The following is a 12,615-nucleotide window of genomic DNA, read 5'->3' on the forward strand; positions in this document are numbered from 1 at the left end:
CTCGCCAAAACGATCCGCCGCCGGCAGCTGTAGCTCAGGTCGGCTCCAGGCAGTGCCGACCAGCGTGATGGACGCCTTGCGATTGTAGTTTCTGTCTCTGGCTCCTCCCCGCGTGGCATCGACTGCCCTCCGCTGCGCCAGGAGCGGCAATGAGCCAAACCCGCCGCGACCCAAGGCGATGGATCGGATTGATGGTTTGCCGAGAGCTTGGAGAGACTTGGTACGCCCAAGGGGAATCGAACCCCTGTTCCCGCCGTGAGAGGGCGGTGTCCTGACCGCTAGACGATGGGCGCGTTCAAGAACCGGCGATATAGGCTGACGGCTGGCAAAAAGCAACTAGGCTTAAGGCAGCCTGTCACGCCGGTGAAATATCCGCTGCAAGCCTAGCGTTTTGACTCGATCAGGTCCCAGAGATTGCCATAGAGATCAGCGAAAACCGCCACAGTGCCATAGGTCTCGTGCCGGGGCGCCTCACGGAATTCGACGCCCTTTTCGAGCATCAGCGCATGGTCACGGGCAAAATCGTCGGTTTCGAGGAACAAAAAGACTCGCCCGCCGGTCTGGTTGCCGACGGCGTGCCTTTGCGCATCGCCGGACGCCTCGGCGAGAAGCAGCCGCTCGCCCTGCCCGTTGCCCGGCGTGATCGTGACCCAGCGTTTGCCGCCGCCAAGATCGACATCTTCGGTGAGGACAAAGCCCAGCCGGTCGACATACCACGAGATCGCCTCGTCATAATTTGCGACGATAAGCGCGACGGTGGCAATGCTGCGGTGTTCGGCAAAACCGGTCATTTGTTCCTGATCGAAAAACGGCCGATGATGCGGCGCTCGGTGATGTCATAGACGAAGATGGCGCGGCTGCCGTCGGCCAGCTCGGCGTCGATCGAGAGGTGATTGCCGGAGAGCGATTGACTGATCACCCTGGCGCCGACCGGCAGCACGATGTCGCCGTTGACTGGCTCGCCTGCCGGCACCTGGATGTCGCTGCTCAGCGGAGGGCTGACAGGCGGCGCGTTGCGCGCTTTGTAGACAAGCGCCGCGATCACCACCATAAGGGCGAGGAACAGCAGGCCGAGATTTATGGCGACGAAGTGGACGAGCTTCCTCCGCACCTTTTCGACCTCGGGGTCGAGCGGCTTTTCCTCGTCTTCGTCGGCAAGCGGCCGGGCCATGGCAGCAGATTCCGGAACTGTTTTCGATGAGCGCTCATAACGAAGAGGCCAGACAATTAATAGGGGCCGGACCGATCGTGCTGGAGGCGGGCGCCGATGCGGCCGGCCAGCGGCTCGACCAATGGCTTGCGGCCAGGCTCGGCCCCGACATGTCGCGCAGCCGCGTGCAGATGCTGATAAGGCAGGGCGCGGTCAGGATCGGCGGCAGGCAGGTCGACGAGACGAAGCGCAAGATGGCACAAGGTGACAGCGTGTCGGTCGATATGCCGGAGCCGGAACCGGCGGAGCCGCAAGGCGAAGAAATTGCGCTGGACGTCCTCTACGAGGACAGCGCGCTGATCGTCATCAACAAACCGGCCGGGCTGGTCGTGCATCCCGGCGCCGGCAACTGGACCGGCACGCTGGTCAACGCGCTGATCCATCATTGCGGCGACAGCCTGTCGGGCATCGGCGGGGTGAGACGGCCGGGCATCGTCCATCGCCTCGATAAGGAGACCAGCGGCGTCATGGTCGTCGCCAAGACCGATCGCGCCCACAAGGCGTTGTCGGAGGCCTTTGCCGACCACGGCCTGACCGGCGATCTCGAGCGGGCCTATCTGGCGTTGGTCTGGGGCATACCGGCGAGGCCGACCGGGACGGTCGACGCGCCGCTCGGCCGCGCCGCCGACCGGGTACGCCGCGCCGTGGTACCGCAAGGCCGCGACGATGCCCGCCATGCCATAACGCATTTCACCGTCGTCGAGCGCTTTGGCGAGCAGCAGCAGGAATTCGCCACGGCGAGCTTGGTCGAATGCCGGTTGGAAACCGGCCGCACCCACCAGATACGCGTCCACATGGCTCATATCGGCCATCCGGTGATTGGCGATCCCGAATACGGCCAGGCTTTCCGCACCAAGGCCAATCGGTTGCCCGAGCCGCTAAGGAGCAAGGTAAAGGCGTTTCCGCGACAAGCTTTGCACGCCCGCCTCCTTGCATTTCGGCATCCGGATACCCATTTAACGATGAGGTTCGAAGCACCGATACCGTGGGACATGGAGGAACTCGTCGACGGCTTCCGCAAGCTCTGAACCAACCACCCGAAAACCTGACCGGCGTTGTTCACTTCAACGTGACACACTGTTTCGTGTTGAACAAATGCCTGTCTTTCTGGTTTTGTTCCTATATATGTCGGTTGGCGCGAATGTGCCTTTGGCATTCGCGCCACATGCCCGCCGCGTTTCGGGGGCATCACTCCAATAGAGAGGGGGCGCTATCATGGCCCAGTCATTACCCAGTATCGTTTCCGGCGAAGGCGGTCTCAGCCGCTACCTGGAAGAAATCCGCCGCTTTCCGATGCTTCAGCCGCAGGAAGAGTACATGCTCGCCAAGCGCTACGCCGAGCATGAGGACACCACGGCTGCGCACAAGCTCGTCACCAGCCACCTTCGGCTCGTCGCCAAGATCGCCATGGGCTATCGCGGCTATGGGCTGCCGATCGGCGAGGTGATCTCGGAAGGCAATGTCGGCCTGATGCAGGCCGTCAAGAAATTCGAACCGGAGCGCGGCTTCCGTCTCGCCACCTATGCGATGTGGTGGATCAAGGCCTCGATCCAGGAATACATCCTGCGCTCGTGGAGCCTGGTCAAGATGGGCACCACCGCCAACCAGAAGCGCCTGTTCTTCAACCTGCGCAAGGTGAAGGGCAAGATCCAGGCGCTCGACGAAGGCGATTTGAAGCCCGATCAGATCACCGAGATCGCCACCCGGCTGAACGTCTCAGAAGCGGAAGTCGTGTCGATGAACCGCCGTCTGTCGGGCGACGCCTCGCTCAATGCGCCCATCCGGGCCAGCGAAGGCGAATCCGGCGAATGGCAGGACTGGCTGGTCGACGACCACGAAAGCCAGGAAGAGATGCTGATTGAGCAGGACGAGCTGGAAAACCGGCGCGGCATGCTGTCCGGCGCTCTTGCTGTGCTCAACGACCGCGAACGCCGCATCTTCGAGGCGCGCCGCCTCGCCGATGAGCCGTTGACGCTGGAAGAGCTGTCGGCCGAGTTCGATATCAGCCGCGAGCGCGTGCGCCAGATCGAGGTGCGCGCCTTCGAGAAGGTGCAGGACGCGGTCAAGGCCGCAGCCAAGCGCCAGATGCAGGCGCTGCGCACCATCGAGGCGCAGCCGGCGGCATAAGGCGTTCCAAGAGAAACAAATAACGGCGGCGTCAGGTAACTGGCGCCGCCGTTTTGTTCTAGCGCGCCGCGTTCGACCGGCCTTGTGCGACGCGCTTTAGTTTCTTGTTTTAGGCATGTCGATATCGCAAAACCGCTGCACACTTTTGCGCGACATGCATCAGCGGTTGCCGGTTCCGCGGCGCCTTCGCGGATGTCCTATGCGCCGCCATAACTGCTCAGTAGCCTTGCCATGGCGTGTGCAGACGATCTCATTGATAGCGGCATTATCGCAATTTTCCCCAAGCCCTGGAAACCGCAACGCTGCAAGCTGTGGCGACAATGTTCCGGCGCCGACCGCGGCATTCCACAACCCGGCGCTTGCGGCAGGCGGGTGCGACAACGGTCCGCCGGGGCTGCGCCGGGCAGTTGAGCTCGTCTATTGAAAACGAAAGGCAGTATGACGATGACGATTTCTGCGTTTCTGACCGCTCTCGTATCCGAAGGTCCGCCAGCCGACCGAGCGAAAGACATGGCCCTGTATGGATGGCTAATTGGAAGCTGGGAAATGGACTCGGTCCACTACCTCGACGACGGCACAATCCAAAAATGGGATGGCGAATGCCATTTTGGCTGGGTGCTCGAAGGCCGCGCGATTCAGGACGTTTGGATCAGGCCCAAGCGCCCTGCGCCGTCGACGATGTATGGCACGACCTTGCGCATCTTCGACCCTGGGATCGATGGCTGGCACATCATATGGAACGACCCGCTCAACCGGGATCACTCGCGCCAGATCGGCCGGGCCGAGGGTAAGGACATTGTCCAGCTCGGCAATGACTCGCGCGGTCTGAAAACTCGATGGCGTTTCACTGAGATCGCTGCCAACAGCTTCCATTGGATCGGCGAGGAGAGATCTTCCGAGAGCGATCCTTGGCAAATCACGTATGAACATTTGGCCCGCCGAACAAAACCCTGACGCAGGACTGGCTGGCATCCGCGCCGCTCCTCATTCGGCTGCCGCACCTTATCCTCGTAAGTTACCTATCGGAGGCACACATCGCAAAAATCGAATCAGGATCAATAACTTGGATGACCATCTCGGAACGATGAGGGCGGCGCCGAGTTTGAATGGCATTGTAGTGCCAGCGACCCATCTCCTCACAGGCAATCGAGCGGAAATTTCAGATAGCGCCGCCCGTTGGATTCCGGTTCCGGCAGGCGTCCGCCATTCATATTGACCTGCAGCGCGTGCAGGATCAGCCGCGGCATCGGCAACGTCCTGTCGCGGGCTTGGCGGAGCGCGACGAAGTCGGCTTCCGTCTTGCAGCCGGCAACATGGATGTTGCCGGCTTTCTGCTCCGCGACCGTGCTTTCCCAGCGCGCTTCGCGGTCACCCGGCTGGTAGTCGTGACCGACGAACAGACGTGTCTCGTCCGGCAGTGCCAGAATATCCTGGATCGAGTGCCAGAGCCGCTCGGCGCTGCCGCCGGGAAAGTCTGTCCTTGCGGTGCCGCTGTCCGGCATGAACAGCGTGTCGTGGATGAAGGCGGCGTCGCCGATGACGTAAGTTATCGAGGCCAGTGTGTGGCCCGGCGAAAACAGCACTCTTGCCGGAAGGCCGCCGACCGAAAAAGTTGCGCTGTCGGCGAACAGCCTGTCCCATTGCGAACCGTCGGCGGGGAATTCCGGCCAGTTGTAGATCACCTTCCACAATTTCTGGACGTCGATGACCTTTTCGCCGATTGCCGTCGGCGCTCCGGTTCTCCCCCTCAGATAATGGGCGGCGGAGAAATGATCGGCATGCGGATGCGTGTCGAGGACCCACTCGACCTCCAGCCCGCTTTCCCTGACGAAGTCGAGCAGGGCGTCGGCGTTTTTCGTTGCCGTTGCACCGGACCTTTCGTCGAAGTCGAGCACCGGATCGATGATGGCGCATTTGCGGGTCGCCATGTCGGCGACCACATACTGGACGGACCCGCTCGGCTTGTCATAGAAGCCGGTGACCTGCGACCTGGCCGATAATGCGTCCAATCCCAGCCTCCTTCGCCCCTCACCACGGCAGGAAGGATTTTCTCTGCCACGGCAAATTAAAGGCATGGTTGTCCGTCAACCAGGCATCGTCAAGCACCCCATGCTCACACGGCCAGGAAAACCAAAAATTCTCTGTGCCGCCTCTGCCTGCTCAGGCAGAAGGCTGCTTGGTTTTCCTGAGATATGGCAGGATCGTCTCATAGGCGCCGAAGCGCTTGATGGCATCCTCATTCGAGACGGCAGCGGTGATGATGACGTCCTCGCCCTGCTTCCAGTTCGCCGGCGTCGCCACCTGGTGCTTGGCGGTCAGCTGCATGGAATCGATGGCGCGCAGGATTTCGTCGAAGTTGCGGCCGGTCGTCATCGGATAGGTGAGAACCAGCTTGATCTTCTTGTCGGGCCCGATGACGTAGACCGAACGCACCGTGGCATTGTCCGCGGGCGTGCGGCCTTCCGAGCTCTCGCCGGCACCCGCCGGCAGCATCTCGTAGAGCTTGGCGACCTTGAGATCCTTATCGCCGATCAGCGGGTAGTTCACCGAATGACCGGTCGCGGTCTTGATATCGTTCTGCCATTTTCCGTGGCTTTCGACGGGATCGACCGAGATGCCGATGATCTTGACGTTACGCTTCCTGAACTCGCCTTCGAGCCCGGCCATCGTGCCGAGTTCGGTCGTGCAAACCGGCGTAAAGTTCTTCGGATGGCTGAACAATACCGCCCAGCCGTCGCCGATCCATTCATGGAAGCTGATCGGTCCTTGCGTGGTCTCAGCGGTGAAGTCCGGTGCGATGTCGTTGATACGAAGGCTCATGGCGTGTCCCTACCTTGTGAGTGCAGATCGCAGCCGGCGTTGACCGGCGCTGCTTTTGCCTTTCTACCACTCCGGCGTCATCCTTCAAACGGCTGTTGCGCCGGCATCAAGGCCGGCGGCGAAATATTTTCATTGCTTCTCGGCAAATGCAGCAGGAATCTTCGCTGCGCTGGCTCAGGCCTTGTTCACTGCCAGCGTCGTCGCCAGGTCTTCCATGCGCTGGGCCAGCGCGCCAAGCGCCCCGGTCAGCACGGAATCGTTCTTGTCGGCCTTGGTCAGTGCATCGTCGCGCGTCTTGCGCAGCGTCAGCACTTCGCTTTCCATGCCCTTGACCCGCTTTTGCAGTTCTGAAAGCTCGTCCATGACCATGATGCCGGCCATCACGGTCAGCCGCTGGTCGCCGATCTCGCCAAAAGAATCCTTCAGATGCGAGACATAGCGGTCGAAGCGCTCGGCAAGATCGATCAGATGCTCTTCCTGGCCCTCGTCGCAGGCCATCCGATACTGCTTGCCGTCGATGGAAACCGTGACTTGTGCCATTGGCCTACCTGTCCAGTACCGCGCGGATGGTTTCCATAGCTGTAACCAGCCTTCGCGACACTTCCTTGTTGGCATCTTCCAGCCGTTCGGCGCGGGCCTCGGAATTGTCGAGCTCCTGCGCCAGCCGCGAGCGGTCGGCGTTCATCCGCTGCACTTCGGCCTCGGCTTCCGAATAGTCCCGCTCGTGCTCGAGCTTGGCCGCGACGGCGTTTTCCAGCCCTTCGATGGCCTTACCCAGCCTGGCAATGACTTCCTTGAGGGTCGTTTCCCCGGTCATGGCTTTCGTCCTGCGCCCTGCCCATCACCGAATCATCCACGTTCAGAACGCGTTATCCCTGAAACATTACGCGCCGTGTGAACCGCCCGTCAATAAAGCTGTCGCGACTGTCCCCTGCTAACACTAATGTAAGTGCTGCATGGCCATCACAAGACCGGCAAAAGCACACCGATTTGTTGACTAAAAGGCCGCGCCTGCTATGTGTCGCGCACCCTTTTCAAGGGCTCTCCCAAGGCCCAAACCCCCATTTTGGAGGAAGCATGACCTCGCGCGAACAACATGACCGGATGGCCAATGCGATCCGTTTTCTCGCCATGGACGCCGTCGAGAAGGCAAATTCCGGCCACCCCGGGCTGCCCATGGGCTGCGCCGACATCGCCACGGTGCTGTTCACCCGCTTTCTCAAATACGATCCGAAGAACCCGCATTGGCCGGACCGCGACCGCTTTATCCTGTCGGCCGGCCACGGCTCGATGCTGCTTTACTCGCTGCTCTATCTGACCGGCTACGAAGACATCACCATCGACCAGATCAAGCAGTTCCGCCAATTGGGGTCGAGGACGGCGGGCCACCCGGAATACGGCCATGCCGCCGGCATCGAGACGACGACCGGCCCACTCGGCCAAGGCCTTGCCAACTCGGTCGGCTTCGCGCTCGGCGAGCGCATCATGAATGCCGCTTTCGGCAACGACCTCGTCGACCACTACACCTATGTGCTGGCCGGTGACGGCTGCCTGATGGAAGGCGTATCCCAGGAAGCCATTGCGCTTGCCGGACATCTGAAGCTGAACAAGCTGATCGTCTTCTGGGACAACAACAACATCTCGATCGACGGCCCAGTGTCGCTGGCCGACAACACCGATCAGGTCGCCCGCTTCCAGGCGTCCGGCTGGAACGCCAGCCATATCGACGGCCAGGACCCGGAAGCGATCGCCTATGCCATCGAGGCGGCCCGCCACTCCGACAAGCCGACGATGATCGCCTGCAAGACGACGATCGGCTTCGGCGCGCCGACCAAGGCAGGCACCAACAAGGCGCATGGCTCGCCGCTCGGCGCCGAGGAAATCGCTGGCGCCAGAAAATTCTTCGGCTGGGATTATCCGCCGTTCGAGGTTCCGGCCGATATCCTTGACGCATGGCGTACCGCCGGGCGGACCGGCGTCAAGGCGCGCACCGACTGGGAAAGCCGCCTTGCCAAGGCCGACGCCCAATTGCGCGCAGAGTTTGAACGTCGCATCAGCGGCACGTTGCCGGCCAACTTCGACGCTGTCATTGGCGATTACAAGAAGAAGCTCGCGGCCGACCAGCCGAAGGTCGCCACCCGTAAGTCATCGGAAATGGCGCTGGAGGTCATCAACGGCGCCGTGCCCGAAACCATCGGCGGCTCGGCCGATTTGACCGGCTCCAACAACACCAAGACCAGCCAGACCAAGAACATCACTGCCGACGATTACGGCCAGCGCTACGTCCATTACGGCGTTCGCGAGCACGGCATGGCGGCCGCGCTCAACGGGCTGACATTGCATGGCGGCATTATCGCCTATGGCGGCACCTTCATGTGCTTTTCCGATTATGCCCGTCCGGCGATGCGGCTTGCTTCGCTGATGGGCATCCGCTCGATCTTCGTCATGACCCATGATTCCATCGGCCTTGGCGAAGACGGCCCGACCCATCAGCCAGTCGAACATCTGGCAGCACTTCGCGCCATTCCAAACCACAATGTCTTCCGCCCGGCTGACGCGGTGGAAACCGCGGAATGCTGGCAGTTGGCCATTGAATCGGAAAAGACGCCTTCGACATTGGCGCTGACCCGGCAGAACCTGCCGACGGTACGCAACGACTTCGTTGCGGAAAACCTCTCCAGCCGCGGTGCCTATGAACTTGCCGCCGCCAGTGGCGAGGCGGCTGTGACGATCTTCGCTTCGGGCTCCGAGGTGGAGATCGCGCTGGCCGCCCGCGAGGCCTTGGAAAAGCACGGCCACGCGACCCGCGTCGTCTCGGTGCCGTGCTTCGAATTGTTCGACAAGCAGAGCGCCGACTATCGCAGCAGGACGATCGGCAATGCGCCGCTCAAGATTGCCATCGAAGCCGGCATCCGTCAGGGCTGGGATCACTTCATCGGAACCGACGGCATCTTTGTCGGCATGACCGGCTTCGGTGCCTCCGGCACCATCGAACAGCTCTACCCGCATTTCGGCATCACGGCCGAAGCAACGGTGAAGGCGGCGGAAGCCCGTCTGCACGGCAAATGAAAGTGAGCCCCGCCCGGCAAAGGCTGGCATAGCGGTTTTGCCGGGCGGCGGGGCACTAATCGATTTAAATCCAAGCCTCGGCGGCTGGATTCTTTGCCCGTCCGCCGTTATGAAGCTGCGGACTTGATCTTCGGCCTCCAACTCCCAGGGAGAGAACAATGACCGTCAGAGTTGCCATCAACGGATTCGGCCGCATCGGCCGCAACATCCTGCGCGCCATCCATGAATCCGGCCGCAAGGATATCGACGTCGTCGCGGTCAACGATCTCGGCCCGGTCGAGACCAACGCGCATCTGCTGCGCTTCGACAGCGTGCATGGCCGCTTTCCGCACGAGGTGACGGTTGACGGCGACCAGATCATCGTCGGCAAGGAAAAATTCAAAGTCACCGCGATCAAGGATCCGACGCAACTGCCGTGGAAGGAGCTCGGCATCGACATCGCGCTCGAATGCACCGGTATCTTCACCGCCCGCGACAAGGCCGTCGCCCATCTGACCGCCGGTGCCAAGCGCGTTCTCGTCTCCGCTCCGGCAGAGGGCGCCGATCTCACCGTCGTCTATGGCATCAACCACGACAAGCTGACCAAGGACCACATCGTCATCTCGAACGCCTCCTGCACCACCAACTGCCTGGCGCCGCTGGCGGCCGTGCTGAATGAGGCGGTCGGCATCGAGAAGGGCATGATGACGACGATCCATTCCTACACCGGCGACCAGCCGACGCTGGACACCATGCACAAGGACCTCTACCGCGCCCGCGCCGCCGCGCTGTCGCAGATTCCGACCTCGACCGGTGCTGCCAAGGCCATCGGCCTGGTACTGCCCGAGCTCAAGGGCAAGCTCGACGGCATCTCCATCCGCGTGCCGACCCCGAACGTCTCGCTCGTCGATTTCAAGTTCATCGCCAAGCGGCCGACCACCGTCCAGGAAATCAACGACGCGGTGATCACTGCCTCGAACGGCAAGCTGAAGGGCATCCTCGCCATTACCCGTCACCCCAATGTTTCGATCGACTTCAACCACGATCCGCATTCCTCGATCGTGGCGCTCGACCAGACCAAGGTCATGGACGGCAACTTCGTTTCGGTGCTGTCGTGGTACGACAATGAGTGGGGCTTCTCCAACCGCATGGGCGATACCGCCGTCGCCTTCGGCAAGACCATCGCCTGATCGCAGAACCATCTTCTCGACCTGGAAGACGCCCGGCTCAGTCCGGGCGTTTTTCGTTGCAGCACCAACCGCCGAGGCACGCTCCGCCGCTCGGGGATGCCAAAACTTTCGACGATCGGCAGCGTGGGGCAAAAAGCCACGCTGCTGCCTTGCAGCGGCCATGTCTTCGCCCCACTCTCCCGTGATGCCGGAGCATATCGACTAGGGGCGACCAACGAATGGAGCATGGTATCTATCTGGTGACGCTCGTTGGCGCAGCTCTTGTCGTTGCTGCCGCGTTTTCGAGCCTGATCGCCTTCCGTTTCGGCGCCCCTCTCCTGCTGCTGTTTCTCTGCATCGGCCTCGCCACCGGAACCGACGGTCTCGGCATCCATTTCGACAATGCTCGAGTTGCTTATTTTGCCGGCTCATTGGCGCTGGCGGTCATCCTTTTCGATTCCGGCTTCGGCACGCCGCTCAACGCCTTGCGGCAGGCGGCCGGGCCGGCGCTGTCGCTGGCGACCTTCGGTGTCCTTTTGACCACCGGCCTGTTCGGCGCCGCCGCCTATTATCTGCTCGACCTGACCTGGCTGGAATCCTTCCTGCTCGGTGCCGCCGTCGCCTCGACCGACGCCGCGGCGGTGTTCTTCCTGCTGCGCGCCGGCGAGATCAATTTGCGCGAGCGCGTGCGGTCGACGCTCGAGGTGGAATCCGGCACCAATGACCCGATCGCCATCTTCCTGACCATCACGCTGGTCGAGGTCATCGCCGCCAACACCCACCCCGAGGCCAAGGTGCTGGTCACCGATCTTGCCGTCGGCTTCCTTGTCAACATGGGGCTCGGCGCGGTCATCGGCATTCTCGGCGGCATGGCCATCGTGCGCCTTGTCGATCGCCTCAATCTCGATCACGGCCTGCTGCCGATCTTCGTGCTGACGCTGTCGCTGATGGTGTTCGCTGCCGCCGGCGCCGTCGGCGGCTCCGGCTTCCTGGCGGTCTATCTCGCAGGCCTGATTGCCGGCAATTCCGATATCCGGGCCGTCACCATCCTCAAGCGCTTCCAGGACGGCATGTCGTGGCTGGCGCAGATCATCATGTTCCTGATCCTCGGCCTGTTCGCGACGCCTTCGCAATTTCCGGCGATCCTGGTGCCGGCAGTGCTGCTCGGCCTGTTCCTGATATTTGTGGCACGGCCAATCGCGGTCTGGCTGTGCCTGGTGCCATTTCGGCTGCCACGCCCGGAAGTCGCCTTCGTCTCATGGGTCGGCCTGCGTGGCGCCGTGTCGATCCTGCTTGCCATCACGCCGCTGCTCGGCGGCCTTGAGAACGGCCGCCTCATCTTCAACACCGCCTTCATCATCGTGCTGGTCTCGCTGATCATCCAGGGATGGACCGTCGGCCCGCTGGCGCGCCGCCTCGGCCTTATCGTGCCGGCCCGCCTGGGACCGCTCGACAAGGTCGAATTGGAGCTGCCGGGCTCCGCCCATCATGAGCTTCTCGCCTACCGCGTGGCACCCGGCAGCCCGGTGGCGCGCGGCGAACGCATTCCGCGCTGGGCGCGGCCGTCGCTTGTGTTGCGCGACGGACGCTCGATGCGCTTCCAGGACATGGGCCGGCTGGCGGCCGGCGACCATGTCTACATCTTCGTGCCAGACCGCTATCCGCGCCTGCTCGACAAACTGTTCGCCAGCCGTGCCGTGGTCGATCCCGAGGATGCGGACTTCTTCGGCGCCTTCGCCGTCGATCCGTCACGCTCCGCCGAGGAACTGGAGACCGCCTATGCGCCGGGCCTGACCGAAGCGGAACGCAAGCTCAGCATTGGCGACCTGGTCACTACGCGGCTCGGCGGCCACGCCGAATACGCTGACCGCGTGCTGCTCGGTCCGATCGAGCTGATCGTCCGCGACGTCGACGACAAGGGCAGGATCACCGGCCTTGGCCTGTCCTTTGAGCCGACCGCGCCGGTGGCGCGCGTTCCGGTATTCCTCAGCGCCGGTGAAATCCGCGACCGCATCGCCGCGTTCATCCGCAACCGGCGTAAGCCGGCTGAAGCGCAGGCTGTCGAGGCGGCGGCCGAGATGGAACCGGTCCCGCAGCCCGTGGTGGAAAAGACAGCTGGCGAAGGCTGACCGCTGTCCACCCGAGCCGCGGAACCCTGCCGCGAGGCTGAAGAATGGCTCGGCAACTGGCGTGGCGGGCCCATGTGGTCCGACATCGCCGGAAAGGATCCCGATCGGTCGG

12 protein-coding genes and 1 tRNA gene are annotated in these 12,615 nt (G+C 62.4%); 6 read left to right on the forward strand and 7 right to left on the reverse strand.

What is annotated here, in order from left to right:
- Window positions 1–218: 218 nt before the first annotated feature.
- From NKH70_RS12245 to NKH70_RS12255, 3 genes are all read right to left on the reverse strand, one after another.
- Window positions 219–293 (reverse strand) — tRNA-Glu (locus NKH70_RS12245).
- Window positions 294–383: 90 nt separating this feature from the next.
- Window positions 384–791: a VOC family protein gene (locus tag NKH70_RS12250; RefSeq protein WP_352910038.1), complete on the reverse strand. Its 408-nt coding sequence runs from the start codon at window positions 789–791 to the stop codon at window positions 384–386.
- Window positions 788–1,171 (reverse strand): fimbrial protein, encoded by a 384-nt coding sequence (locus NKH70_RS12255; RefSeq protein ID WP_352978986.1) that lies wholly within the window; start codon window positions 1,169–1,171, stop codon window positions 788–790. Before NKH70_RS12255 ends, NKH70_RS12250 begins: the two co-directional genes overlap by 4 nt.
- 26 nt (window positions 1,172–1,197) lie before the next feature.
- Here NKH70_RS12255 and NKH70_RS12260 point away from each other — a divergent pair, with 26 nt between their 5' ends.
- The 3 genes from NKH70_RS12260 (at window position 1,198) to NKH70_RS12270 (ending at window position 4,291) form a co-directional block, all read left to right on the forward strand.
- Entirely contained in the window at window positions 1,198–2,238 is a 1,041-nt protein-coding gene (locus NKH70_RS12260) for an RluA family pseudouridine synthase (protein ID WP_352910033.1), read from the forward strand.
- A gap of 187 nt (window positions 2,239–2,425) precedes the next feature.
- The gene (rpoH, locus tag NKH70_RS12265) at window positions 2,426–3,337 is read left to right on the forward strand and encodes an RNA polymerase sigma factor RpoH (protein WP_023720954.1); all 912 of its coding nucleotides are present in this window, start codon (window positions 2,426–2,428) and stop codon (window positions 3,335–3,337) included.
- Between the two features lie 438 nt (window positions 3,338–3,775).
- The gene (locus NKH70_RS12270; RefSeq protein ID WP_352910031.1) at window positions 3,776–4,291 is read left to right on the forward strand and encodes a hypothetical protein; all 516 of its coding nucleotides are present in this window, start codon (window positions 3,776–3,778) and stop codon (window positions 4,289–4,291) included.
- Window positions 4,292–4,473: 182 nt separating this feature from the next.
- On the opposite strand, the gene NKH70_RS12275 is transcribed toward NKH70_RS12270, so the two are convergent.
- The 4 genes from NKH70_RS12275 to NKH70_RS12290 all read right to left on the reverse strand — a co-directional run bounded on the left by NKH70_RS12275 (window position 4,474) and on the right by NKH70_RS12290 (window position 6,974).
- Entirely contained in the window at window positions 4,474–5,346 is an 873-nt protein-coding gene (locus NKH70_RS12275; RefSeq protein ID WP_352978988.1) for an MBL fold metallo-hydrolase, read from the reverse strand.
- A gap of 151 nt (window positions 5,347–5,497) precedes the next feature.
- Complete coding sequence (locus tag NKH70_RS12280; RefSeq protein WP_023720958.1) at window positions 5,498–6,157, reverse strand: peroxiredoxin; 660 nt, start codon at window positions 6,155–6,157, stop codon at window positions 5,498–5,500.
- A 174-nt stretch (window positions 6,158–6,331) separates the two neighbouring features.
- Entirely contained in the window at window positions 6,332–6,697 is a 366-nt protein-coding gene (locus tag NKH70_RS12285) for a cell division protein ZapA (RefSeq protein WP_254816554.1), read from the reverse strand.
- 4 nt (window positions 6,698–6,701) lie between these two features.
- Entirely contained in the window at window positions 6,702–6,974 is a 273-nt protein-coding gene (locus NKH70_RS12290) for a DUF4164 domain-containing protein (RefSeq protein ID WP_006200774.1), read from the reverse strand.
- Between the two features lie 260 nt (window positions 6,975–7,234).
- On the opposite strand from NKH70_RS12290, the gene tkt reads away from it, so the two are divergent.
- From tkt to NKH70_RS12305, 3 genes are all read left to right on the forward strand, one after another.
- Entirely contained in the window at window positions 7,235–9,226 is a 1,992-nt protein-coding gene (gene tkt / locus NKH70_RS12295; protein ID WP_352910028.1) for a transketolase, read from the forward strand.
- A 158-nt stretch (window positions 9,227–9,384) separates the two neighbouring features.
- The gene (gene gap / locus NKH70_RS12300; protein ID WP_352910026.1) at window positions 9,385–10,395 is read left to right on the forward strand and encodes a type I glyceraldehyde-3-phosphate dehydrogenase; all 1,011 of its coding nucleotides are present in this window, start codon (window positions 9,385–9,387) and stop codon (window positions 10,393–10,395) included.
- A gap of 218 nt (window positions 10,396–10,613) precedes the next feature.
- On the forward strand, window positions 10,614–12,503 hold the full coding sequence (locus NKH70_RS12305) for a potassium/proton antiporter (protein ID WP_352910024.1): 1,890 nt from the start codon (window positions 10,614–10,616) through the stop codon (window positions 12,501–12,503).
- Window positions 12,504–12,615: the final 112 nt, after the last annotated feature.

This window comes from Mesorhizobium sp. M0991 (genome assembly GCF_040318915.1).
Taxonomy (GTDB): Bacteria; Pseudomonadota; Alphaproteobacteria; order Rhizobiales; family Rhizobiaceae; genus Mesorhizobium.

What these genes read in the sequence shown, in the direction of transcription:
- NKH70_RS12250 (WP_352910038.1), bottom strand. Translation starts at nt 791, where the DNA reads ATGACCGGTTTTGCCGAACACCGCAGCATTGCCACCGTCGCGCTTATC.
- NKH70_RS12255 (WP_352978986.1), bottom strand. Translation starts at nt 1,171, where the DNA reads ATGGCCCGGCCGCTTGCCGACGAAGACGAGGAAAAGCCGCTCGACCCC.
- NKH70_RS12260 (WP_352910033.1), top strand. Translation starts at nt 1,198, where the DNA reads ATGAGCGCTCATAACGAAGAGGCCAGACAATTAATAGGGGCCGGACCG.
- rpoH (WP_023720954.1), top strand. Translation starts at nt 2,426, where the DNA reads ATGGCCCAGTCATTACCCAGTATCGTTTCCGGCGAAGGCGGTCTCAGC.
- NKH70_RS12270 (WP_352910031.1), top strand. Translation starts at nt 3,776, where the DNA reads ATGACGATGACGATTTCTGCGTTTCTGACCGCTCTCGTATCCGAAGGT.
- NKH70_RS12280 (WP_023720958.1), bottom strand. Translation starts at nt 6,157, where the DNA reads ATGAGCCTTCGTATCAACGACATCGCACCGGACTTCACCGCTGAGACC.
- NKH70_RS12285 (WP_254816554.1), bottom strand. Translation starts at nt 6,697, where the DNA reads ATGGCACAAGTCACGGTTTCCATCGACGGCAAGCAGTATCGGATGGCC.
- NKH70_RS12290 (WP_006200774.1), bottom strand. Translation starts at nt 6,974, where the DNA reads ATGACCGGGGAAACGACCCTCAAGGAAGTCATTGCCAGGCTGGGTAAG.
- tkt (WP_352910028.1), top strand. Translation starts at nt 7,235, where the DNA reads ATGACCTCGCGCGAACAACATGACCGGATGGCCAATGCGATCCGTTTT.
- gap (WP_352910026.1), top strand. Translation starts at nt 9,385, where the DNA reads ATGACCGTCAGAGTTGCCATCAACGGATTCGGCCGCATCGGCCGCAAC.
- NKH70_RS12305 (WP_352910024.1), top strand. Translation starts at nt 10,614, where the DNA reads ATGGAGCATGGTATCTATCTGGTGACGCTCGTTGGCGCAGCTCTTGTC.